General features: G+C 59.9%; 26 protein-coding genes and 1 pseudogene. 11 read left to right on the top strand and 16 right to left on the bottom strand.

Annotated features, from left to right (window positions below; genetic code table 11):
- Positions 1-71 precede the first annotated feature (71 nt).
- On the bottom strand, positions 72-830 hold the full coding sequence (locus KGA97_RS24350) for a Nif3-like dinuclear metal center hexameric protein (RefSeq protein WP_008037366.1): 759 nt from the start codon (positions 828-830) through the stop codon (positions 72-74).
- Between the two features lie 102 nt (positions 831-932).
- Between KGA97_RS24350 and algW the strand changes: the two genes are divergently transcribed.
- Positions 933-2,093 (top strand): Do family serine endopeptidase AlgW, encoded by a 1,161-nt coding sequence (gene algW / locus KGA97_RS24345; RefSeq protein WP_008026944.1) that lies wholly within the window; start codon positions 933-935, stop codon positions 2,091-2,093.
- A gap of 140 nt (positions 2,094-2,233) precedes the next feature.
- Here algW and hisC read toward each other — a convergent pair whose 3' ends face one another.
- The 10 genes from hisC to KGA97_RS24295 all read right to left on the bottom strand — a co-directional run bounded on the left by hisC (position 2,234) and on the right by KGA97_RS24295 (position 10,186).
- Positions 2,234-3,286, bottom strand: coding sequence for a histidinol-phosphate transaminase (gene hisC / locus KGA97_RS24340; protein WP_008037367.1), 1,053 nt, complete (start codon positions 3,284-3,286; stop codon positions 2,234-2,236).
- A 1-nt stretch (position 3,287) separates the two neighbouring features.
- Positions 3,288-4,613, bottom strand: a complete 1,326-nt coding sequence (gene hisD, locus KGA97_RS24335) for a histidinol dehydrogenase (RefSeq protein ID WP_008026941.1) — start codon at positions 4,611-4,613, stop codon at positions 3,288-3,290.
- Positions 4,614-4,738: 125 nt separating this feature from the next.
- The gene (gene hisG / locus KGA97_RS24330) at positions 4,739-5,374 is read right to left on the bottom strand and encodes an ATP phosphoribosyltransferase (RefSeq protein WP_008026940.1); all 636 of its coding nucleotides are present in this window, start codon (positions 5,372-5,374) and stop codon (positions 4,739-4,741) included.
- A gap of 127 nt (positions 5,375-5,501) precedes the next feature.
- Positions 5,502-6,767 (bottom strand): UDP-N-acetylglucosamine 1-carboxyvinyltransferase, encoded by a 1,266-nt coding sequence (murA, locus tag KGA97_RS24325; RefSeq protein ID WP_008026938.1) that lies wholly within the window; start codon positions 6,765-6,767, stop codon positions 5,502-5,504.
- A 22-nt stretch (positions 6,768-6,789) separates the two neighbouring features.
- Positions 6,790-7,029, bottom strand: coding sequence for a BolA family protein (locus KGA97_RS24320; protein ID WP_150710210.1), 240 nt, complete (start codon positions 7,027-7,029; stop codon positions 6,790-6,792).
- Positions 7,030-7,142: 113 nt separating this feature from the next.
- Positions 7,143-7,448 (bottom strand): lipid asymmetry maintenance protein MlaB, encoded by a 306-nt coding sequence (locus tag KGA97_RS24315; RefSeq protein ID WP_008037374.1) that lies wholly within the window; start codon positions 7,446-7,448, stop codon positions 7,143-7,145.
- Positions 7,445-8,101 carry a phospholipid-binding protein MlaC gene (locus KGA97_RS24310; RefSeq protein WP_192417373.1) on the bottom strand — a complete coding sequence of 219 codons (657 nt, stop codon included), beginning with the start codon at positions 8,099-8,101 and terminating at the stop codon, positions 7,445-7,447. Before KGA97_RS24310 ends, KGA97_RS24315 begins: the two co-directional genes overlap by 4 nt.
- Positions 8,102-8,112: 11 nt before the next feature.
- Complete coding sequence (mlaD, locus tag KGA97_RS24305) at positions 8,113-8,580, bottom strand: outer membrane lipid asymmetry maintenance protein MlaD (protein ID WP_008026930.1); 468 nt, start codon at positions 8,578-8,580, stop codon at positions 8,113-8,115.
- Positions 8,580-9,377: a lipid asymmetry maintenance ABC transporter permease subunit MlaE gene (mlaE, locus tag KGA97_RS24300; protein WP_008026928.1), complete on the bottom strand. Its 798-nt coding sequence runs from the start codon at positions 9,375-9,377 to the stop codon at positions 8,580-8,582. The genes mlaD and mlaE overlap by 1 nt, the downstream gene beginning before the upstream one ends.
- Positions 9,377-10,186 (bottom strand): ATP-binding cassette domain-containing protein, encoded by an 810-nt coding sequence (locus KGA97_RS24295; RefSeq protein WP_008026926.1) that lies wholly within the window; start codon positions 10,184-10,186, stop codon positions 9,377-9,379. Before KGA97_RS24295 ends, mlaE begins: the two co-directional genes overlap by 1 nt.
- Before the next feature lie 276 nt (positions 10,187-10,462).
- Between KGA97_RS24295 and KGA97_RS24290 the strand changes: the two genes are divergently transcribed.
- From KGA97_RS24290 to KGA97_RS24245, 10 genes are all read left to right on the top strand, one after another.
- Positions 10,463-11,437 (top strand): KpsF/GutQ family sugar-phosphate isomerase, encoded by a 975-nt coding sequence (locus tag KGA97_RS24290; protein WP_008026924.1) that lies wholly within the window; start codon positions 10,463-10,465, stop codon positions 11,435-11,437.
- Positions 11,437-11,961, top strand: coding sequence for a KdsC family phosphatase (locus KGA97_RS24285; protein WP_008037377.1), 525 nt, complete (start codon positions 11,437-11,439; stop codon positions 11,959-11,961). The genes KGA97_RS24290 and KGA97_RS24285 overlap by 1 nt, the downstream gene beginning before the upstream one ends.
- A 7-nt stretch (positions 11,962-11,968) precedes the next feature.
- Positions 11,969-12,541: an LPS export ABC transporter periplasmic protein LptC gene (gene lptC / locus KGA97_RS24280; RefSeq protein WP_008026921.1), complete on the top strand. Its 573-nt coding sequence runs from the start codon at positions 11,969-11,971 to the stop codon at positions 12,539-12,541.
- A complete protein-coding gene (lptA, locus tag KGA97_RS24275) occupies positions 12,528-13,076 on the top strand; it encodes a lipopolysaccharide transport periplasmic protein LptA (protein WP_008026920.1) in 549 nt (182 codons plus the stop codon). Before lptC ends, lptA begins: the two co-directional genes overlap by 14 nt.
- Complete coding sequence (lptB, locus tag KGA97_RS24270) at positions 13,076-13,801, top strand: LPS export ABC transporter ATP-binding protein (RefSeq protein ID WP_008026918.1); 726 nt, start codon at positions 13,076-13,078, stop codon at positions 13,799-13,801. The genes lptA and lptB overlap by 1 nt, the downstream gene beginning before the upstream one ends.
- Before the next feature lie 184 nt (positions 13,802-13,985).
- Positions 13,986-15,479, top strand: coding sequence for an RNA polymerase factor sigma-54 (locus KGA97_RS24265; RefSeq protein ID WP_032828652.1), 1,494 nt, complete (start codon positions 13,986-13,988; stop codon positions 15,477-15,479).
- Between the two features lie 74 nt (positions 15,480-15,553).
- A complete protein-coding gene (hpf, locus tag KGA97_RS24260) occupies positions 15,554-15,862 on the top strand; it encodes a ribosome hibernation-promoting factor, HPF/YfiA family (protein ID WP_007941242.1) in 309 nt (102 codons plus the stop codon).
- A 12-nt stretch (positions 15,863-15,874) separates the two neighbouring features.
- Complete coding sequence (ptsN, locus tag KGA97_RS24255) at positions 15,875-16,339, top strand: PTS IIA-like nitrogen regulatory protein PtsN (RefSeq protein ID WP_008026914.1); 465 nt, start codon at positions 15,875-15,877, stop codon at positions 16,337-16,339.
- Positions 16,340-16,341: 2 nt separating this feature from the next.
- The gene (gene rapZ / locus KGA97_RS24250) at positions 16,342-17,199 is read left to right on the top strand and encodes an RNase adapter RapZ (RefSeq protein ID WP_008037390.1); all 858 of its coding nucleotides are present in this window, start codon (positions 16,342-16,344) and stop codon (positions 17,197-17,199) included.
- Positions 17,200-17,214: 15 nt separating this feature from the next.
- Positions 17,215-17,490 (top strand): HPr family phosphocarrier protein, encoded by a 276-nt coding sequence (locus KGA97_RS24245; protein WP_223481657.1) that lies wholly within the window; start codon positions 17,215-17,217, stop codon positions 17,488-17,490.
- Positions 17,491-17,497: 7 nt separating this feature from the next.
- Here KGA97_RS24245 and KGA97_RS24240 read toward each other — a convergent pair whose 3' ends face one another.
- The 5 genes and pseudogenes from KGA97_RS24240 to KGA97_RS24220 form a co-directional block, all read right to left on the bottom strand.
- Positions 17,498-18,391 carry a ZIP family metal transporter gene (locus KGA97_RS24240; RefSeq protein WP_207285273.1) on the bottom strand — a complete coding sequence of 298 codons (894 nt, stop codon included), beginning with the start codon at positions 18,389-18,391 and terminating at the stop codon, positions 17,498-17,500.
- Between the two features lie 30 nt (positions 18,392-18,421).
- Complete coding sequence (locus KGA97_RS24235; RefSeq protein ID WP_223481656.1) at positions 18,422-19,033, bottom strand: superoxide dismutase; 612 nt, start codon at positions 19,031-19,033, stop codon at positions 18,422-18,424.
- Between the two features lies 1 nt (position 19,034).
- The gene (locus tag KGA97_RS24230; protein ID WP_008026901.1) at positions 19,035-19,466 is read right to left on the bottom strand and encodes a hypothetical protein; all 432 of its coding nucleotides are present in this window, start codon (positions 19,464-19,466) and stop codon (positions 19,035-19,037) included.
- 27 nt (positions 19,467-19,493) lie between these two features.
- Entirely contained in the window at positions 19,494-20,870 is a 1,377-nt protein-coding gene (locus tag KGA97_RS24225; protein WP_192227730.1) for a class II fumarate hydratase, read from the bottom strand.
- A pseudogene (locus KGA97_RS24220) lies at positions 20,851-21,073 on the bottom strand (FagA protein); the annotation flags it as partial. The pseudogene KGA97_RS24220 and the gene KGA97_RS24225, both read right to left, overlap by 20 nt.

Raw genomic sequence — 21,073 nt, 5'->3', positions numbered from 1 at the left:
GAACGATAACGCGGTTTAACTTATGGACCGCGTTATCGTTTTTCGCGGGCAAGCCTCGCTCCTACATGAAATTAGATCGGATTCGGGCAATCGATGAAGATGTGCTCCAGCGCAAACCGTCGCGCCAGGTAATCCCCCAGCGCCTGCACACCATAACGCTCGGTGGCGTGGTGACCGGCGGCGATGAAACTGATGTCGTTTTCACGGGCGCTATGGAAGGTTTGCTCGGACGCCTCGCCGCTGAGGTACAGATCGACGCCCGCCAAGACCGCCTGATCGATATACCCCTGGCCGCCACCGGTGCACCAGCCGACCCGACGAATCATCTCGCTGCCTTCAATCAGCAGCGGCTCGCGCCCCATGACTTCCTGCACGCGGCGAGCGAAATCACGCGGCGTCACCGGTTCGTTCAACGAGCCTACCAGACCGACAATCTTGAGGTTATCCGGGTCCAGCGGCCCTTCGACGGTGATGTCCAACTGACGGGCGAGCTGCACGTTGTTACCGACTTCCGGGTGCAGGTCCAGCGGCAGGTGATAGGACAGCAGACTGATGTCGTGCTTGAGCAGGGTTTTCAGCCGACGCTGCTTCATGCCGGTGATGCACGGGTTCTCGCCCTTCCAGAAGTAACCGTGATGCACCAGCACCAGATCGGCCTGCGCTTCGACGGCAGCATCCAGCAACGCCTGACTGGCCGTGACGCCACTGACGATGCGCATCACCTGCGGTCGGCCTTCGACCTGTAACCCGTTGGGGCAATAATCGGCAATCTTTGCACTGTTCAGATAACGGTCGGCTTCTTCGACCAGGGTGCTCAGGGCGACGGCCATAAAAGACTCCTAAATATCCCGTTCAGAGGCGCGCGCGGCCTCGTATAATGCGCGACATTATGGGCGGTCTCTAACCGCCTGCAACCTCTCAGGACGTGCTTAATGCTCAAGGCGCTGCGTTTTTCCGGCTGGCCGCTGTTGGCCGGCGTGCTTATCGCTCTATTGATCATCCAGCGTTACCCGCAGTGGGTCGGGCTTCCAAGCCTCGACGTCAACCTGCAGCAAGCCCCGCAAACCACCACCATGCAACAGGGGCCGGTGTCCTATGCCGACGCAGTCACCACCGCTGCGCCGTCGGTGGTGAACCTGTACACCACCAAAGTCATCAACAAGCCGAACCATCCGCTGTTCGAAGACCCGCAGTTCCGCCGCTTCTTCGGCGACAACGCGCCCAAGCAGAAACGCATGGAATCGAGCCTCGGCTCCGGCGTGATCATGAGCCCGGAAGGCTACCTGCTGACCAACAACCACGTGACCAGCGGCGCCGACCAGATTGTCGTCGCGCTGAAGGACGGGCGTGAAACCCTGGCCCGCGTCATCGGCAGCGACCCGGAAACCGACCTCGCGGTCCTGAAGATCGATCTGAAAAACCTGCCGTCGATCACCGTCGGCCGCTCCGACAACATCCGCATCGGCGACGTCGCCCTCGCCATCGGCAACCCGTTCGGCGTCGGCCAGACCGTGACCATGGGCATCATCAGCGCCACCGGCCGTAACCAGCTGGGCCTGAACAACTACGAAGATTTCATCCAGACCGACGCCGCGATCAACCCCGGCAACTCCGGCGGTGCGCTGGTGGATGCCAATGGCAACCTGACCGGGATCAACACGGCGATCTTCTCCAAGTCCGGCGGTTCGCAAGGCATCGGTTTCGCGATCCCGGTCAAACTGGCGATGGAAGTGATGAAGTCGATCATCGAACACGGCCAGGTGATTCGCGGCTGGCTCGGTATCGAAGTGCAGCCGTTGAGCCAGGAGCTGGCGGAGTCGTACGGCCTGTCGGGACGTCCGGGCATTGTGGTCGCGGGGATTTTCCGTGACGGCCCTGCGCAGAAGGCCGGCCTGCAATTGGGTGACGTGATTCTCACCATCGACGGCGAACCGGCCGGTGATGGTCGTCGCTCGATGAACCAGGTCGCGCGGATCAAACCGACCGACAAAGTCACGGTTCAGGTGATGCGCAACGGCAAGGAACTGAAGCTCACCGCTGAAATCGGCTTGCGCCCGCCACCGGCGCCGGTCAAAGAGAAAGAAGAACAGTAAGCACTCCCCACACGATCCCTGTAGGAGCGAGCGGTGCGGCGATCCGACTTGCCCGCGAAGAACGATGACGCGGTGTACTTGATACACCGTGTCATCGTTCTTCGCGGGCAAGCCTCGCTCCTACAGGGGTTGTGGGGTGTTTAGAGGTCGCCGAGGCCGTCGATCAGTGCCTGATTCTGTTCAGGTGTGCCAATCGAAATCCGCAGGAACTGGGCAATCCGCTCCTGCTTGAAGTGCCGAACAATCACGCCTTGCTCGCGCAACTTCGCCGCCAGCCCCGCCGCATCGTGCTGCGGATGCCGGGCGAAGATGAAGTTCGCCGCTGACGGCAGCACTTCAAAGCCCTTGGCTTGCAGTTGCGCAACGACCTTCTCGCGATTCTCGATCACCAACCCACAGGTCTTGTCGAAGTATTCGCGGTCTTCGAATGCGGCGGCTGCACCGACGTTCGCCAGGCGATCCAGCGGATAAGAGTTGAAGCTGTTCTTGATCCGCTCCAGCGCCTCGATCAGGTCCGGATGCCCCACCGCCAGACCGACCCGCAGGCCGGCCAGGGAACGGGATTTGGACAAGGTCTGAGTCACCAGCAAATTCGGATAACGGTCCACCAGACTGATCGCCGTCTCGCCACCGAAGTCGATGTAAGCCTCATCCACCACGACCACCGAATCCGGGCTGGCCTTGAGGATCTGCTCAACCGCGTCCAGCGCCAACAGGCAACCGGTCGGCGCGTTCGGGTTCGGGAAGATGATCCCGCCGTTCGGCTTGGCGTAATCCGCCGGGTTGATCTGGAACTGCTCGTCCAGCGGCACCGCGTCGAACGTGATGCCGTACAACCCGCAGTAGACCGGGTAGAAGCTGTAGCTGATGTCCGGGAACAGCACCGGCTGATCGTGTTGCAGCAAACCGTGAAAGATGTGCGCCAGGACTTCATCGGAACCGTTGCCGAGGAACACCTGATTGCTTTGCACGCCGTAGTACTTGGCGACAGCGTTCTTCAACAGGTCGCTGTTCGGGTCCGGGTACAAACGCAGGTTGTCGTTGAGCTCGGTCTGCATCGCCGCCAGGGCTTTTGGCGATGGGCCGTACGGGTTTTCGTTGGTGTTGAGCTTCACCAGTTTCGCCAGTTTCGGCTGCTCGCCCGGCACGTAAGGCACCAGGTTCTTGACGAACGGGCTCCAGAATTTACTCATCTCAGTTCCCCTGCTTGTCGTCGATGATGCGGTATTCGGCGCTGCGGGCGTGGGCGGTCAGCGACTCGCCACGGGCCAGCACGGAAGCGGTCTTGCCCAGTTCCGACGCACCCTGCTCGGAGCAGAAGATGATCGACGAGCGTTTCTGGAAGTCGTACACGCCCAGCGGCGACGAGAAACGAGCAGTGCCGGAGGTCGGCAGCACGTGGTTCGGGCCGGCGCAGTAGTCGCCCAAGGCTTCGGAGGTGTGACGACCCATGAAGATTGCGCCGGCGTGACGGATCTGCGGCAACCATGCTTGTGGATCGGCGACCGACAACTCCAGGTGCTCCGGTGCGATGCGGTTGGCCACTTCGATGGCTTGCTCCATATCACGAACCTGGATCAGCGCCCCACGGCCATTGATCGAGGTTTCGATGATCTCGGCGCGTTCCATGGTCGGCAACAGTTTGGCGATGCTGGCGGCGACCTTGTCGAGGAACCCGGCGTCCGGGCTGACCAGAATCGCCTGGGCGTCTTCGTCGTGCTCGGCCTGGGAGAACAGGTCCATGGCGATCCAGTCCGGATCGGTTTGGCCGTCGCACACAACGAGGATTTCCGACGGGCCGGCGATCATGTCGATGCCGACCTGGCCGAACACGTGACGCTTGGCGGTGGCGACATAGATGTTGCCCGGGCCGACCACCTTGTCGACCTTCGGCACGCTTTCGGTGCCATAAGCCAACGCGGCAACGGCTTGGGCGCCACCGATGGTGAAGACACGGTCGACACCCGCGATGCACGCTGCGGCCAATACCAGCTCGTTGATTTCACCGCGCGGGGTCGGTACCACCATGACCACTTCGGTCACGCCCGCCACTTTGGCCGGGATCGCGTTCATCAGTACGGACGACGGGTACGACGCTTTGCCGCCCGGGACATAAAGACCGGCGCGATCCAGCGGCGTGACCTTCTGGCCCAGCACCGTGCCATCGGCCTCGGTGTAGCTCCAGGAATCCTGTTTCTGCTTTTCGTGGTAGCTGCGCACACGGGCCGCGGCTTTTTCCAGCGCTTCACGCTGCGGCACGGTGATGCGGGTCAGGGCCAGTTCCAGGCGCTCGCGCGGCAGGATCAGGTCGGCCATCGAGGCGACTTCCAGGCCGTCGAACTTCTGGGTGAATTCCACCAGCGCCGCATCGCCACGCTCGCGCACGGCCTTGATGATGTCCAGCACCCGCTGATTGACCGAGTCGTCAGACACACTTTCCCAGCTCAGCAGATGATCCAGATGATGTGCGAAATCCGGGTCAGCAGCGTTGAGTCGGCGAATTGCAGTCGGTGCGGTCATAGCGAGAGCCTCATAGGAATGGCAAAAACTCAGGCGCCCTAACTTAGCAGTCGTTTCCGCTTGGGCACCTGAGATTCTGGCTATGAGGCGGATAGACGGGCGCGACTCAAGGTCGCGCAGGTGAATCAGCCGCGGTGTCGAGACTCCACTGCCTTGCGCAGGGTGTCGATCAACGCCTGGATACGGGCGTGCTGCATTTTCATCGAAGCTTTGTTGACGATCAGCCGGGAGCTGATGTCGGCAATGAAATCCTGGGGTTCCAGGCCATTGGCGCGCAGGGTGTTGCCGGTGTCGACCACGTCGATGATCTTGTCCGCCAGACCGATCAGCGGCGCCAGTTCCATCGAGCCGTACAGCTTGATGATGTCGACCTGACGACCCTGTTCGGCGTAGTAACGCTTGGCAACGTTGACGAACTTGGTCGCCACCCGCAAACGGCCCTTGGGCTCGACGTCGCCGACACGGCCAGCGGTCATCAGCTTGCAGAGGGCAATGCGCAGGTCCAGTGGCTCGTACAAGCCCTGGCCGCCGTATTCCATCAGCACATCTTTACCGGCGACGCCCAGGTCAGCGGCACCATGCTCGACATAGGTCGGCACATCGGTGGCGCGCACGATCAGCAGGCGTACATCTTCCTGGGTCGTGGGGATGATCAGCTTGCGGCTCTTGTCCGGATTCTCGGTCGGCACGATGCCCGCTTCAGCCAGAAGCGGCAGGGTGTCGTCAAGGATGCGGCCCTTGGACAGTGCGATGGTCAACATGGGAAACGTCAGTCCTTATCAAGGTACGTGCCCGGTCACAAACGGCGCCGGACACACATCGTGGGTGAAGTACCCTCGACTTGAAACGAATTCAACGGGCACATCCTTATGCCCATGCAGCAAAAAACTAGCCCGGTACGCGGCGGATCTTGGCGCCGAGCATCTGCAGTTTCTCTTCGATGCACTCGTAACCACGGTCGATGTGGTAGATGCGGTCGATCAGGGTGTCGCCTTCAGCGATCAGCGCCGAGATCACCAGGCTGGCCGAAGCACGCAGGTCGGTGGCCATGACTGGCGCGCCTTTCAGCTTCTCGGTACCGGTGACAATGGCGGTGTTGCCTTCGACCTGGATCTTGGCGCCCATGCGGTGCAGTTCGTAAACGTGCATGAAGCGGTTTTCGAAGATCGTCTCGATCACGGCACCGGTGCCTTCGGCAATGGCGTTGAGCGAGATGAACTGCGCCTGCATGTCAGTCGGGAACGCCGGGTATGGAGCGGTGCGCACGTTGACGGCTTTTGGCCGCTTGCCGTGCATGTTCAGCTCGATCCAGTCTTCACCGCAGTTGATTTCGGCACCCGACTCACGGAGTTTTTCCAGGACGGCTTCGAGGATGGTCGGATCGGTGTCCTTGACCTTCACACGACCGCCGGTCACGGCGGCGGCAACCAGGTAGGTACCGGTTTCGATACGGTCCGGCATCACTTTGTAAGTGGTGGTGTGCAGACGCTCGACGCCATCGATGGTGATGGTGTCGGTGCCGGCGCCAGAGATCTTGGCGCCCATGGCGATCAGGAAGTTCGCCAGGTCGACCACTTCAGGCTCGCGCGCGGCGTTGGCCAGCACGCTGCGGCCCTTGGCCAGGGCAGCGGCCATCATGATGTTTTCGGTACCGGTCACACTGACGGTGTCGAAGAAGAAGTGCGCGCCACGCAGGCCGCCTTCAGGCGCCTTGGCCTTGATGTAGCCGCCTTCGACGTCGATGACCGCGCCCATGGCTTCAAGACCACGGATGTGCAGGTCCACCGGACGCGAACCGATGGCGCAACCGCCAGGCAGTGCGACTTCGGCTTCACCGAAACGGGCAACCATCGGGCCCAGTACCAGGATCGACGCACGCATGGTTTTAACCAGTTCGTACGGAGCGATCAGGGTCTTGATGGTGCGCGGGTCGATTTCGACGCTGAGTTTCTCGTCGATCACCGGCTCGATGCCCATGCGACCGAACAGCTCGATCATGGTGGTGATGTCGTGCAGGTGCGGCAGGTTGGCAACGGTAACCGGGCCATCGCACAGCAAAGTTGCAGCCAGGATCGGCAGGGCAGAGTTCTTTGCCCCGGAAATGCGGATCTCGCCATCAAGACGAGCGCCACCGGTAATAATCAATTTATCCATAAGAATCTCGACGCCCTTGGGCTCAGGTGCGCTCGGCCCAGGCCGCGCTGCTGAAAAATTTCATAGTGACCGCATGGATGCTGCCATCGGTGATCCATGGGTTCAAATGGGCATAGACCTGCTGCTGACGCTTCACCGGGCTCAACGCCGCCAGTTCATCGCTAATCACATTCAGCTGAAAGTTGCAGCCTTCGCCTTCAACTTCCACCTGCGTGTTTGGCAGCTTTCCTTCAAGGAAGCTCTTCACTTCTACGGCCTGCATGCTCAACCTCAATCGGCGCCCTGTGCGCGCGGGTCGGACATCATACAAAAAAGCCCCGCGCCTGCGAACCCCGCGAAGCAGGACTCTGACGGGGGGCTTCTCTGTCGATGCGGTTAGGGATGCGCCAACAGCTCGGTCATTTCGCTGACCTGAGCGATTTCGCGCATGTCTTCGGGCATCGCGCGAATGCTCAACGACTTGCCGGCCTCGTGCGCATCCCGCATGAAACACAGCAGCAACGACAAGCCGACGCTGCTGGATTTCAACACCGCCGAACAGTCCACCACCAGTGCGGGGGCCTTGCTGGCCTTGATCAGCGCCTGGCCCTGCTTGCGCAGGCCCGGGCCAGTGAGGTAGTCCAGCATGCCGCTGAGCATCAGCTCACCGGATTCATTCATGCGAATGGCCGATACACTCATTGGGTCTGCTGCTCGGTGGATTGCTTCTGGCTGGCTTCCTTGGCCTTGGCGACTTCACCGGCCCAACCATTGATGGTCTTGTCCAGGTCGTTGCCATTGCGCTGCATCGCATCGGCGAACTGATCGCGGAACAGTTTGCCGATGTTGATGCCGTTGATGATCACGTTACGCAGCTTCCACTCGCCGTTGATCTTCTCGAGCGTGTAGGACACAGGATAGATCGCGCCGTTGCTGCCTTTGACCGTCATGCCAACGCTGGTGCGGTCTCCCGACTCATCCTTGGCAGGGTCGACGACGATGCCCTGGTTGTTGTACTCGAGCAAGGCGTTACCATAGAACTGGAACAGGCCTTTCTTGAAGTTTTCTTCAAAGGTCTTCATTTGCGCCGGCGTGGCCTTGCGCGAATATTTGACCGTCATGATGCTCTTGGAAATACCCTCGGCATCCACCACAGGCCCGACGATGGTGTTCAGCGCCGTGTAAAAGTCCTGCGGGTCCTGTTTGTACTTCTCTTTGTTGGCCGACAGATCCGCCAGCAACCGGGTCGTGGTGTCTTGTACCAGTTCGTGCGCGGAAGGCGCCGCCACGGCGTTAGCCATCAACGGCAGGGCCGCGAGTAATACCAACAGGCCACGTCGCAAGGTAGAGATCATTCAAAAGCTCCTCATTTGGCGTCTTTGCTAACGGTATTGAGCAGGAATTTACCGATCAGGTCCTCGAGCACCAGCGACGACTGGGTGTCATGGATGGTTCCACCATCCTTGAGCAGGGCTTCTTCGCCGCCCACGCTGATACCGATGTACTTCTCGCCCAACAGGCCAGCAGTCAGGATAGATGCAGTGGAGTCATTCGGCAGGTTATCTACGCGCTTTTCCAGCTGCATCGTCACTCGACCGGTGAAACTGTCGCGGTCCAGATCGATCGCCGTGACCTTGCCGATGGTCACACCGGCCATGGTCACTTTAGCTCTGACCGTCAAACCGGCGATATTGTCGAAATACGCATAAAGTTTATAAGTATCGTTGGTTGCGCTCGGGGACAGGCCACTCACCCGCAACGCCAGCAACAGCAAAGCCAGGATGCCAGCCAGCAAGAAAAGGCCGACACCGATTTCCAGGGTGCGGTTTTGCATCAGAAATCTCCAAACATCAAGGCGGTCAGAATAAAGTCCAGGCCGAGTACCGCCAACGAGGCGTATACAACGGTCTTGGTAGTGGCACGACTGATCCCCTCGGATGTGGGCTCGCAGTCATAGCCTTGGAATACGGCGATCCAGGTCACGACAAAAGCGAAGACAATGCTTTTGATGATGCCGTTCAGCACATCGTCGGCAAAGGTCACGCTGTTTTGCATGTTCGACCAGTAGGAACCTTCATAGACACCCAGCCAGTCGACGGCCACCCACGAACCGCCCCAGATACCCACCACGCTGAAAATCATCGCCAGCACCGGCAGGGAAATGAAGCCGGCCCACAGGCGCGGGGCAATGATGTACTTGAGCGGGTCGACACCAATCATTTCCAGACTGGACAACTGCTCGGTGGACTTCATGTTGCCGATTTCAGCCGTCAGGGCCGAACCGGCGCGCCCGGCGAACAACAACGCCGTGACCACGGGGCCCAGTTCACGCAGCAACGTCAGCGCAACCATCTGCCCGACCGCCTGCTCCGAACCATAGCTGGACAGGATGTTGAACCCCTGCAGTGCCAGCACCATGCCGATGAACACCCCGGAGACCACGATGATCACCAGGGACATTACGCCCACCGAATGCAATTGCTTGATCAGCAGCCCGAACCCGCCGCCGATACCGCCACGGCCGAGCAAGGCATGAAACAGGAAGATCGTCGAACGGCCGAACACCGCCAGCACATCGATGCCGGAGTGGCCGAACCGGCGCACGCGCTCCAATAGTGAAATCTTGCGCATCAACGCTTCCCCAGAAGATCTGCGCGGTAATCCGTCGCTGGAAAGTGGTACGCCACCGGGCCGTCGGGTTCGCCGGTCATGAATTGGCGAATTCGCGGCTCCTGCGAGTTCATCAGCTCCTCGGGCGTGCCCTGCCCCAACACCTGGCCTTCGCCCACCACATAGATGTAGTCGGCGATGCTCGCCGTCTCGGCCAGGTCGTGGGAGACCACGATACTGGTGATGCCCAGCGCGTCGTTGAGCAGGCGGATCAGGCGCACCAGGACGCCCATGGCGATCGGGTCCTGACCGACGAAGGGTTCGTCATACATGAGAATCTGCGGATCGAGAGCAATGGCCCGGGCCAGCGCCACACGACGCTTCATGCCGCCGGACAGCTCCTCGGGCATCAGGTCGATGGCGCCACGCAGGCCCACGGCCTGTAATTTGAGCAGGACAATGTCCCGGATCATTTCTTCCGGAAGCTCGGTATGAACGCGAAGCGGAAAGGCGACGTTCTCGAACACATCGAGATCGGTAAACAGTGCGCCGCTCTGAAACAGCACGCCCATGTGCTTGCGAGCGTCGAACAAATCGCTGCGCGACAGCTTCGGCAGGTTTTGACCGTTGACCCAGACTTCGCCCTTGGTGGGACGCAGCTGTGCGCCCATCAAACGCAGCAATGTGGTCTTGCCACACCCGGAAGGCCCCATGATGCCGGTGACCTTGCCGCGTGGAATACGGATATCGACGTTATTGAAAATGCTGCGCGAACCGCGCTTGAAGGTCAGTCCCTTCAGCTCGACCGCGTAGGCGTTATCGGCACTCATCTAAACTCCTTGCGATGCAGCCTCTCACTCGGACGCCTGACTTTCTGACGAAAGCACATACCTCCCGGGCAGGCCGAACTGGCGGCGAACTATATCACTGCAAAGGCCAAGCGCCCAAGCGCCAAGCCGGGCCATGTTCAGCAACATGACAGGCAAAAAGCTTTCACTCGGAGGGTTTCGGTAACAGGGAATGACAAAGCGCGACGAACTTGCGTGAGGGTTTCGATCATTACCGCTATAATCGCCGCCTTTTCATCAGGCTATACGATTTCTGACATGAGCCAATCCAGCGACCTGATTCAATCAGCACAACGCACCATCCGCCTCGAACTGGAAGCCGTAGAAGGCTTGCTGCCCCACATCGACGCAGATTTCGTACGCGCTTGCGAGATGATTCTGGCCAGCAAAGGCCGCGTAGTCGTGGTCGGCATGGGCAAATCAGGGCACATCGGCAACAAGATCGCGGCCACCCTGGCCAGCACCGGCACCACGGCGTTTTTCGTGCACCCGGCCGAAGCCAGTCACGGCGACATGGGCATGATCACCCGCGACGACATCATCCTGGCCCTGTCGAACTCCGGTTCCACCAACGAAATCGTGACCCTGCTGCCGCTGATCAAACGCCTGGGCATCAAACTGATCAGCGTGACCGGCAACCCCGACTCACCGCTGGCCAAGGCCGCCGAGGTCAACCTCAACGTGCACGTCGAGCACGAAGCCTGCCCGCTGAACCTGGCGCCGACATCGTCGACCACCGCAGCGCTGGTCATGGGCGACGCCCTGGCCGTTGCGCTGCTGGAGGCCCGTGGCTTTACCGCTGAAGACTTCGCCTTTTCCCACCCTGGCGGCGCGCTGGGTCGACGCCTGCTGTTGAAAGTGGAAAACGTCATGCACGCCGGGCAGGAGCTGCCGCAAGTCCAGCGCGGCACCCTGCTCAAGGACGCGCTGATGGAAATGACCCGCAAGGGTCTGGGCATGACCGTGATCCTGGAAGCCGACGGCAAACTCGCCGGGATCTTCACCGACGGCGATTTGCGCCGCACCCTGGATCGCAGCATCGACATCCATAGCGCGACGATCGACCAGGTCATGACCGCTCACGGCAAGACCGCCCGCGCCGAGATGCTCGCGGCCGAGGCCCTGAAAATCATGGAAGACCATAAAATCAACGCGCTGGTCGTGGTCGATAGCGAAGACCGCCCGGTCGGCGCCTTGAACATGCACGATTTGCTGCGTGCGGGAGTAATGTAATGAGCACGGACCTGCTGCAACGCGGCAAACAGATCAAACTGGCGGTATTCGACGTCGACGGCGTCCTGACTGACGGACGCCTGTACTTCCTTGAAGACGGCAGCGAATTCAAGACATTCAATACTCTCGACGGCCAGGGCATCAAGATGTTGATGGCAGCGGGCGTGCAGACGGCTATCATCAGCGGCCGCAAGACCCCGGTGGTCGAGCGACGGGCGAAGAACCTCGGTATTCCCCACCTTTATCAGGGCCGTGAAGATAAACTGGTGGTGCTTGACGAGCTTCTCGCACAGCTCAATCTAAGCTATGAACAAGTCGCCTACCTCGGCGACGACCTGCCAGACCTGCCGGTGATCCGCCGCGTTGGCCTGGGCATGGCGGTGGCCAATGCCGCCAGCTTCGTGCGTGAACACGCCCACGGCATCACCCAGGCCCGTGGTGGCGAGGGTGCCGCTCGCGAATTCTGCGAATTGATCCTGCGCGCCCAGGGCCGCCTCGATGCGGCCAACGCCGCGTACCTGTGAGCCAACTATGCTGAGCAAGAAATTTCGCAACATCCTGATGTTCGGTTGCATCGCAGCGATATTTGCTGCGGTCGGCTACTGGAACATCAGCCCGGAGCGCTTCCTCGACAAGCCTGTGGCAAAGGTCGATGAAAGCGAAATCGACTACTACGCGATCAACGCGCACAGCGTCCAGTTCCTGCCGGATGGCAAACTGCAATACGAAATGACGTCCGACAAGGTTGAACACCTGAAGGCGACCGAAGTGACGCTGTTGACCAACCCGGACCTGAACCTGTTCCGCGGCACCCAGTTCCCTTGGCACGTCCAGAGCGAACACGGCGAGGTCAACCCGGACGGCACCCAGGTCGAACTGATCGACTCGGTGCGCATCACGCGTTTCGACGAGAAAAACCGCAAGACCCTGATTACTACCACCCGTATGACCGTGTTCCCGCAACAGCAATATGCGCAGACCGAGCAACCCGTTAGAATCGACGGCGCTGGCGGTGTATCGACTGGCAAGGGAATGAAAGCGTATTTGAAAGAAAGCAGGATACACCTGCTATCGAACGTAAGAGGACAGTATGAGGCTCGTTAAAACTCTCCCTATTTTGCTCGGTCTGAGCGCAGCACTGGGAAGCGTGAGCGCCTGGGCTCTGCCGAACGATCAACAGCAGCCGATCCGCATCCAGGCCGACGACGCCCAACTGGACGACAAGAACGGTATTGCTACCTATAAAGGTGACGTGATCATCACCCAAGGTTCGATGATCGTTAAAGGCAATACTGTGACCATGACCCGCACCCCTGCGGGCGACATCGACGTGGTGACTTCGGTGGGCAACCTTGCCTATTTCGAACAACTGCAAACGGCGGGCGACACCAAGCCGGTTCAGGGCTGGGGCGTCACCATCCAGTACCACGCCTCGCAAGACCGCGTCGTGCTGATCGATCGCGCCAAAGTTGTCGATAAAGACGGCAACGTCACCCAAGGCGAGAAAATCGTCTACGACACCAACAAAAAGCTTGCCAGCGCAGGCCGTGCCACGGGCACCAATGTGACCGAGTCGCGTCCGCGTATCGACATGGTTATCCAGCCGAAAAAGAAAACTGACGAGCAAAAGGCCCCGTAATGGCAACTCTGAAAGCTCAGCATTTGGCCAAGAGCTACAAGAGCCGTCAGGTCGTGCGCGACGTCAGCCTGTCCATCGACAGCGGTCAGATCGTCGGCCTGCTTGGCCCTAACGGCGCCGGTAAAACCACCTGTTTCTACATGATTGTCGGCCTGGTTCAGGCCGATCAGGGTCGCGTACTGATCGATGATCTGGACGTCAGCCACCAGCCGATGCACGGTCGTGCGAAGGCCGGTATCGGCTATCTTCCGCAAGAAGCGTCGATCTTCCGCAAACTCTCGGTCGCCGACAACATCATGGCGATCCTTGAGACCCGCAAGGAACTCGACAAGGCCGATCGCCGCAAGGAACTGGAAAGCCTGCTGCAGGAATTCCACATCAGCCACATCCGCGACAGCCTCGGCATGAGCCTGTCCGGTGGCGAGCGCCGCCGCGTGGAAATCGCCCGGGCACTGGCCACCAACCCGAAATTCATCCTCCTCGACGAACCGTTCGCCGGCGTGGACCCGATTTCGGTGGGCGACATCAAACAGATCATCTACCACCTCAAGGCCAAGGGCATTGGCGTGCTGATCACCGACCACAACGTCCGTGAGACGCTGGATATCTGCGAAACCGCCTACATCGTCAACGATGGCCAACTGATCGCCGAAGGTGATTCGGCCACCATCCTGGCCAACGACCTCGTGAAAGAAGTCTATCTGGGCCATGAGTTCCGCCTGTAAGCACTAAGGTGTCTGGCTGGCTGCCCGAGCGCTTGTCTCGATAAAAAATCAATACTTTTTTATTGTTACAGCGCTCTAGGCAAACGCTACGGTTTCGGGCATATAATTTGCTTATGTTTGGCGCTTCGGCGCCCTGTAGTGGATGGCGCATGTGCGCCGGCGAATAAGGTGTTTAGCCCCTGCCATGAAACCATCGCTAGTCTTGAGAATGGGCCAGCAGCTGACGATGACACCGCAGCTGCAACAGGCCATCCGCCTGCTCCAATTGTCGACCCTGGACCTGCAACAGGAAATCCAGGAGGCCCTGGAGTCCAATCCGATGCTCGAACGCCAGGAAGAAGGCGACGACTTCGATAACGCCGACCCCTTGGCCGACAAAGCCGAACAGCAACCCAACGCCGACGTTTCAGAACCCTCCTATCAGGAAACCGCCCCGACGGTGGACAACCTCGAGGAAGGTGACTGGAACGAGCGCATTCCCAACGAACTGCCCGTCGACACCGCCTGGGAAGACGTCTACCAGACCAGCGCCAGCAGCCTGCCGAGCAACGATGACGACGAGTGGGATTTCACCACCCGTACATCCGCCGGTGAGAGTCTGCAAAGCCACCTGTTGTGGCAACTGAACCTGGCGCCGATGTCCGACACCGATCGCCTGATCGCCGTGACCCTGATCGACTGCATCAACAATCAGGGTTACCTGGACGAAACCCTCGAGGAAATCCTAGAAGCCTTCGATCCGGAACTCGACATCGAACTGGACGAGATCGAAGCCGTCCTGCATCGCATCCAGCAATTCGAACCCGCCGGCATCGGCGCCCGCAACCTGGGTGAATGCCTGCTGCTGCAATTGCGCCAACTCCCTGCCAAGACACCTTGGCTGGCCGAGGCCAAGCGCCTGGTCACCGATTACATCGACCTGCTCGGCAGCCGCGACTACAGCCAGCTGATGCGCCGCATGAAGCTCAAGGAAGATGAACTGCGCCAGGTGATCGAACTGGTTCAGAGCCTCAACCCGCGCCCCGGCTCGCAGATCGAATCCAGCGAAGCCGAGTACGTCGTCCCCGACGTGATCGTGCGCAAGGACAACGAGCGCTGGCTGGTCGAGCTGAACCAGGAATCGGTGCCACGGCTGCGGGTCAACGCCCAATACGCCGGTTTTGTGCGCCGCGCCGACACCAGTGCCGACAACACCTTCATGCGCAATCAGTTGCAAGAGGCCCGCTGGTTCATCAAGAGCCTGCAAAGCCGCAACGAAACCCTGATGAAAGTTGCCACCCAGATCGTCGAGCATCAGCGTGGTTTTCTGGAATACGGCGACGAAGCGATGAAACCGCTGGTGCTGCATGACATCGCCGAAGCGGTGGGCATGCACGAGTCGACGATTTCCCGCGTAACCACACAAAAATTCATGCATACCCCCCGGGGCATATATGAGCTGAAATACTTTTTCTCCAGTCACGTCAGCACCTCCGAAGGCGGTGAATGCTCGTCCACGGCGATCCGCGCGATCATCAAAAAACTGGTTGCCGCGGAAAATCAGAAAAAGCCGTTGAGTGACAGCAAGATCGCTGGTTTACTGGAGGCACAAGGCATTCAGGTGGCTCGCCGCACCGTCGCCAAGTACCGCGAATCCCTCGGGATCGCGCCTTCGAGCGAACGCAAGCGGTTGATGTAGAGCCACGCCACAGCGTTCCAGTGGTAGATCATCTGGTCTACCGCTTTATGCACTGGCAACGAAGGAGAAGCTGTATGCAAGTCAACATCAGTGGACACCAACTGGAAGTGACCGAACCTCTTCGCACCTACATCGGCGAAAAACTCGAACGGTTAGAGAGGCATTTCGACAAGATCACCAACGTGCAGGTCACGATGACGGTCGAAAAGCTGAAGCAGAAAATCGAAGCCACGCTGCATATTCCCGGCAATGAAGTGGTCGCCAACGCGGAACATACCGATATGTACGCGGCGATCGACGCATTGACCGACAAGCTGGATAAACAACTCAAAAAGCATAAGGAAAAGACCCAGAGCCTCCTCCAGGGCGCGACCGGTCGTTAACACTCCCAACCCATGATCCGACTTGAAAGCATCCTGACCCCCGGCCGTTCCCTCGTGAACGTGCCGGGCGGCAGCAAAAAGAAAGCCCTCGAGCAAATTGCCAACCTGATCGCCCGGGAAGTGCCGGATCTGGAGATGCAAGATGTCTTCGAGGCGTTGATTGCCCGTGAAAAACTCGGCTCGACCGGTTTTGGCAACGGCATCGCTATCCCTCACTGCCGGCTGAAAGGTTGCACCTCGCCTATCAGCGCCTTGATGCACCTGGACGCCCCCATCGATTTCGACGCCATCGACGGTGCTCCGGTTGACCTGCTGTTCGTCTTGCTGGTCCCCGAAGCCGCTACCGATGCGCACCTTGAATTGCTCCGCCAGATCGCCAGCATGCTCGATCGCAAGGAAGTCCGCGATCGCCTGCGTAGCGCCCCGAGCAATGAAGCCTTGTATCAGGTTGTCCTGGACGAGCAAAACGGGCACTAATCATGCGCTTGATCATCGTCAGTGGCCGTTCCGGCTCAGGTAAAAGCACCGCGCTCGATGTTCTCGAGGACAACGGCTATTACTGCATCGACAACCTGCCCGCCGGGTTGTTGCCGGAACTGGCCGAACGCGCGCTGGTCCACACCGAACTGCCACAGCCGCTGGTTGCCGTCTCTATTGATGCGCGCAACCTGCCGAGCCACCTGAGCCGGTTTCCGGAACTGCTCGAAGAAGTTCGCAGCCGGCATATCCAGTGCGACGTCCTGTACCTGGACGCCGACGAAGAAACCTTGCTGAAGCGTTTTTCGGAAACTCGCCGTCGTCACCCGCTGAGCAGCGCCAACCGCTCGCTGGCCGAGGCGATCAACGACGAAACCAGCCTGCTCGGGCCGATTGCCGACCTCGCCGATCTCAAGGTCATCACCACCAACCTGAACCTGTACCAGCTGCGCGATACCATCAAGTTGCGCCTGCTGAACCAGCCGGAACCCGGTACTGCGTTTTTGGTGGAGTCGTTCGGATTCAAGCGCGGCATGCCGGTGGACGCCGATCTGGTGTTCGACGTGCGCTGCCTGCCGAACCCCTATTGGAAGCCCGAGCTACGCGATCAGTCCGGGCTTGATGAACCAGTTGCCACGTACCTGGCCGCCCAACCGGACGTCGAAGAGATGTTCCAGGACATTTCCACGTACCTGCTCAAATGGCTGCCGCGCTTTGCCGCCAGCAACCGCGCTTATGTCACCATTGCCATCGGCTGCACCGGCGGGCATCACCGCTCCGTCTATCTGACCGAACGTCTGGGTCAGGCCCTGCAAAAAACCCTGAAGAACGTCCAGGTCCGCCACCGCGACCTCAGCTAAAGGATTCACATCGCGATGCCTGCTCTGGAAATCGAAATCATCAACAAGCTGGGTCTGCATGCCCGTGCTTCCGCCAAATTCGTTGGTGTCGCCGGCGAGTTCAAAGACTGCACGATCAGAGTCGGACGAACGCCGGAATCAACGGTCGACGGCAAAAGCATCATGGCAATGATGATGCTCGCTGCGGGCAAAGGCACCAAAATCTATATCAGCACCGAAGGCGAAGACGAGCAAAGAGCGCTGAATGCGCTGACAGACTTGATCAACCGCTACTTCGACGAAGGCGAATAACGCCCGCCTAGGCGAGCGCTGTATCCATCACCATCATCAAACAAAACCCGATCAGCAGCCCAAGGCTGGCCAGCTTGTCGTGACCATGGCGTCGCGACTCGGGAATGACTTCGTGCGTGACCACCAGCAACATGGCCCCGGCCGCGAGCGCCAGGCCCAATGGCAACAGCAGTTCGGCCAGGCTCACCAGCCAGGCGCACAACAGTGCGAAGACCGGCTCGACCAAGCCTGATGCCGCCCCGATCAGGAACGCCTTGACCCGCGACATCCCTGCCCCGGCCAACACCAACGCAATGACCAATCCTTCCGGCACATCCTGCAAGGCGATGCCCATGGCCAGGCTGTCGGCGTCGGGCATGCCGCCACCCGCCGAGACACCGACCGCCATGCCTTCGGGAATGTTGTGGGCAATGATGGCAAACACGAACAACCAGATCCGTGGCGCAATGACCGGCCGCTCCAGCGTGCCGACGAGCATTTCCGGTGAAGCGCCGGAAACCTTTCGATCCACCAGATACAGCCCGAACGCGCCAAGCATGATGCCGAAACTGATCAGACCGCTGGCCGCCCAGGGTGTCAGCCCCAGGCTTTCAGCGGCGGCAATGCCTGGCACGATCAGCGAAAACGCCGTCGCCGCGAGCATCACCCCGGCACCGAAGCCGAGCAGCGTATCGCTGACCGCCTGGGGCATGCGTCGAATCACCAGCACCGGCACCGCGCCCAAGGCCGTGCCCAAGGCGCAAATGGCACCGCCCTGCAACGCACGCAGCAGTTTCGGCTCAAGGTCCAGCCACGCGAGCCCATGCGCAACCAACAGGCTCATGCCCGCCAGTAGTAACAGCGACCCAAACGCGTAACGAAACATTCGTCCACTTCCGATCGCCAGCGTTTCAGTGCCCATAGCCCGCCCAGGATTGTTTTTATAGAAGACTTAAACCAGTGCAGCCTGATAGCGCGCAGCGACTTCGGGCCAATTGATCACGTTGTAAAAAGCGTTGATGTATTCCGGCCGGCGGTTTTGATACTGCAGGTAATAGGCATGCTCCCAGACATCCAGCCCCAGAATCGGCGCATTGCCGTTCATCAAGGGACTGTCCTGGTTGCCGCTGCTTTCAACGACCAGCGTCTTTTGCGGCGTCACACTCAGCCAGGCCCAGCCACTGCCGAAACGGGTCAGCGCGGCTTTGGTGAAGGCCTCCTTGAAACGATCGAGGCCGCCCAACTGGTCTTCGATGGCCTTGGCCAGTTCACCGTCCGGCTGACCGCCGCCGTTGGGCACCATCACTTCCCAGAACAGCGAGTGGTTGGCGTGACCGCCGCCCTGATTGATCACCGCCGCGCGGAGCTTTTCCGGCAGTTGCTGGACTGCTGCCACCAGTTTTTCCACCGGCCACTCGGCGAACTCGGTGCCTTCGACAGCCGCGTTGAGGTTATTGATGTAAGTCTGGTGATGCTTGGTGTAGTGGATTTCCATGGTCTGCGCATCGATGTGCGGTTCCAGGGCATCGTAGGCGTACGGCAAGGCAGGTAAGCTAAAAGCCATTTCAGTGGACTCCATGATGTAGAGGCGCAGGGGGCGACGCGGCATCGACGTGCAGCAAACGATGAGTGCGCGGGTATTCGCCATGCTCGCTGATGAAATTCAGCAGTTCGACGTAGGTTTTGCTGCTCTGACGCAGTGCGGCTTCACGCAATGCGGGCGCCAGTCGCGGGTCCTGCATGGTCTTCAACAAGCGCTGGTGGATGGCGCACAGGTATTCGGCACTCTCCTCCGGCTGGTTCAGACGCAAATGCAGGTCCGCGAGGTTGTGATGGGAAATGACGCAGGCCGCCACCGCTTCGTCGGCATCCGCCCAGCGCTCGAACAACACCTGGGCCAGGGCCAATGCCTGCAAGTAAGCCTCGCGGGCATCGACGTATTCGCCCAGCATGAAACAACGGTTTGCCCTTTCGATCGTGCGTTTCCAGTGCTCCATGGTGAGCCTCCAAAGCGGTTGCGGTGATTACACGCCGCCTGCGGTGAGCTTTTCCGGATTGAGCAACTCTTCCAGTTGGCTGCGCGACAGTTCGGTGTGCTCCAGAGCGACATCGATCACCGGCCGGCCTTGCTGATAAGCCTTCTTGGCGATCTCCGCAGCTTTTTGGTAACCAATGATCGGGTTCAGTGCCGTGACCAGAATCGGGTTGCGCGACAGCGCTTCCTTGAGCCTGGCTTCGTTGACCTTGAAACTGGCGATAGCCTTTTCACCCAAGAGGTGGCTGGAGTTGGCCAGCAATTCGATGCTGCTCAACAGGTTCTGAGCGATGATCGGCAGCATCACGTTCAGCTCGAAATTGCCCGACTGACCGGCGATGGTGATCACCGTGTCATTGCCGATCACCTGAGCGGCGACCATCGCGGTGGCTTCCGGGATCACCGGGTTGACCTTGCCGGGCATGATCGACGAGCCCGGCTGCAAGGCTTCGAGTTCAATTTCACCAAGGCCGGCCAGCGGGCCGGAGTTCATCCAGCGCAGGTCGTTGGCGATTTTCATCAGCGAGACAGCGGTGGTTTTCAGCTGCCCGGAGACCGCAACGGCGGTGTCCTGAGAGCCGATCAGTGCAAACAGATCGGTGCCCGGCGTGAATTGCACCTGAGTCAACTTGCTCAACTGCTGGCTGAAAAGCCCGGCAAATTCAGGGTGCGCATTGATACCGGTGCCCACCGCCGTGCCACCCTGAGCCAGGGATTGCAGGCTCGGCAGCAGATCTTGCAGATGGCCGATGTTGGCTTTGAGCTGTTGCGCCCAACCGTTGAGCACCTGGCTCATGCGCACCGGCATCGCATCCATCAAGTGAGTGCGACCGGTTTTGACGTGGTGGTGAACCTCTTCAGCCTTTTGCTCGATCACCTGCACCAAGCGCACCAATGCCGGCAGCAATTGCTCATGCAATGCCAGCGCAGCGCTGACGTGGATGGTGGTCGGGATGATGTCGTTGCTGCTCTGCCCGCAATTGACGTGATCGTTGGGGTTCACCGGCTCGCCAAGCAGTCGGCTCGCCAGCGTGGCAATCACTTCGTTGGCGTTCATGTTGGAACTGGTGCCGGAACCGGTCTGGAAGATATCCACCGGGAAGTGCTGCATGAAGTCGTCCTTGAGCAAACCCAACGCCGCTTCGACGATGGCATTGCCCTGGGATTCGCTGATCTGCTTGAGTTCGACGTTGGCGCGGGCGGCGGCGGCCTTGGCCAGGATCAGCGCGCGAATGAACTGCACGGGCATCGGCTTGCCGCTGATCGGGAAGTTGTTCACCGCACGCTGGGTCTGTGCGCCGTAGAGGGCATCCACCGGGACCTGAAGCTCGCCCATGCTGTCGCGCTCAATACGTGTCTTGGTCATCAGAAAATCCTTGCACCAGTTCTATGAGAGGAATCGAAGGCTGCAACTCGCAGGTCGCCAGTTGCCAGGTGTAGCTTTGCCAGCGCTTGAGGCGGCACTTGCACAGAGAGAGGCGTTCGAGTTCGCGTAGCGGGCGCCATGCCTGGTCCAGGCAATAGGTTCGCCAGTGCCAGGGCAGCGCGACGTCGGCAGCGGTGTCGAGC

The organism is Pseudomonas sp. BF-B-15 (genome assembly GCF_019946675.1).
In the GTDB taxonomy this organism is placed as follows: Bacteria; Pseudomonadota; Gammaproteobacteria; order Pseudomonadales; family Pseudomonadaceae; genus Aquipseudomonas; species Aquipseudomonas migulae.
The sequence above is the reverse complement of the archived record's forward strand: the minus strand, read 5'-3'. Positions and strand labels throughout refer to the sequence as shown.

What these genes read in the sequence shown, in the direction of transcription:
- KGA97_RS24350 (WP_008037366.1), bottom strand. Translation starts at nt 830, where the DNA reads ATGGCCGTCGCCCTGAGCACCCTGGTCGAAGAAGCCGACCGTTATCTG.
- algW (WP_008026944.1), top strand. Translation starts at nt 933, where the DNA reads ATGCTCAAGGCGCTGCGTTTTTCCGGCTGGCCGCTGTTGGCCGGCGTG.
- hisC (WP_008037367.1), bottom strand. Translation starts at nt 3,286, where the DNA reads ATGAGTAAATTCTGGAGCCCGTTCGTCAAGAACCTGGTGCCTTACGTG.
- hisD (WP_008026941.1), bottom strand. Translation starts at nt 4,613, where the DNA reads ATGACCGCACCGACTGCAATTCGCCGACTCAACGCTGCTGACCCGGAT.
- hisG (WP_008026940.1), bottom strand. Translation starts at nt 5,374, where the DNA reads ATGTTGACCATCGCACTGTCCAAGGGCCGCATCCTTGACGACACCCTG.
- murA (WP_008026938.1), bottom strand. Translation starts at nt 6,767, where the DNA reads ATGGATAAATTGATTATTACCGGTGGCGCTCGTCTTGATGGCGAGATC.
- KGA97_RS24320 (WP_150710210.1), bottom strand. Translation starts at nt 7,029, where the DNA reads ATGCAGGCCGTAGAAGTGAAGAGCTTCCTTGAAGGAAAGCTGCCAAAC.
- KGA97_RS24315 (WP_008037374.1), bottom strand. Translation starts at nt 7,448, where the DNA reads ATGAGTGTATCGGCCATTCGCATGAATGAATCCGGTGAGCTGATGCTC.
- KGA97_RS24310 (WP_192417373.1), bottom strand. Translation starts at nt 8,101, where the DNA reads ATGATCTCTACCTTGCGACGTGGCCTGTTGGTATTACTCGCGGCCCTG.
- mlaD (WP_008026930.1), bottom strand. Translation starts at nt 8,580, where the DNA reads ATGCAAAACCGCACCCTGGAAATCGGTGTCGGCCTTTTCTTGCTGGCT.
- mlaE (WP_008026928.1), bottom strand. Translation starts at nt 9,377, where the DNA reads ATGCGCAAGATTTCACTATTGGAGCGCGTGCGCCGGTTCGGCCACTCC.
- KGA97_RS24295 (WP_008026926.1), bottom strand. Translation starts at nt 10,186, where the DNA reads ATGAGTGCCGATAACGCCTACGCGGTCGAGCTGAAGGGACTGACCTTC.
- KGA97_RS24290 (WP_008026924.1), top strand. Translation starts at nt 10,463, where the DNA reads ATGAGCCAATCCAGCGACCTGATTCAATCAGCACAACGCACCATCCGC.
- KGA97_RS24285 (WP_008037377.1), top strand. Translation starts at nt 11,437, where the DNA reads ATGAGCACGGACCTGCTGCAACGCGGCAAACAGATCAAACTGGCGGTA.
- lptC (WP_008026921.1), top strand. Translation starts at nt 11,969, where the DNA reads ATGCTGAGCAAGAAATTTCGCAACATCCTGATGTTCGGTTGCATCGCA.
- lptA (WP_008026920.1), top strand. Translation starts at nt 12,528, where the DNA reads ATGAGGCTCGTTAAAACTCTCCCTATTTTGCTCGGTCTGAGCGCAGCA.
- lptB (WP_008026918.1), top strand. Translation starts at nt 13,076, where the DNA reads ATGGCAACTCTGAAAGCTCAGCATTTGGCCAAGAGCTACAAGAGCCGT.
- KGA97_RS24265 (WP_032828652.1), top strand. Translation starts at nt 13,986, where the DNA reads ATGAAACCATCGCTAGTCTTGAGAATGGGCCAGCAGCTGACGATGACA.
- hpf (WP_007941242.1), top strand. Translation starts at nt 15,554, where the DNA reads ATGCAAGTCAACATCAGTGGACACCAACTGGAAGTGACCGAACCTCTT.
- ptsN (WP_008026914.1), top strand. Translation starts at nt 15,875, where the DNA reads ATGATCCGACTTGAAAGCATCCTGACCCCCGGCCGTTCCCTCGTGAAC.
- rapZ (WP_008037390.1), top strand. Translation starts at nt 16,342, where the DNA reads ATGCGCTTGATCATCGTCAGTGGCCGTTCCGGCTCAGGTAAAAGCACC.
- KGA97_RS24245 (WP_223481657.1), top strand. Translation starts at nt 17,215, where the DNA reads ATGCCTGCTCTGGAAATCGAAATCATCAACAAGCTGGGTCTGCATGCC.
- KGA97_RS24240 (WP_207285273.1), bottom strand. Translation starts at nt 18,391, where the DNA reads ATGGGCACTGAAACGCTGGCGATCGGAAGTGGACGAATGTTTCGTTAC.
- KGA97_RS24235 (WP_223481656.1), bottom strand. Translation starts at nt 19,033, where the DNA reads ATGGCTTTTAGCTTACCTGCCTTGCCGTACGCCTACGATGCCCTGGAA.
- KGA97_RS24230 (WP_008026901.1), bottom strand. Translation starts at nt 19,466, where the DNA reads ATGGAGCACTGGAAACGCACGATCGAAAGGGCAAACCGTTGTTTCATG.
- KGA97_RS24225 (WP_192227730.1), bottom strand. Translation starts at nt 20,870, where the DNA reads ATGACCAAGACACGTATTGAGCGCGACAGCATGGGCGAGCTTCAGGTC.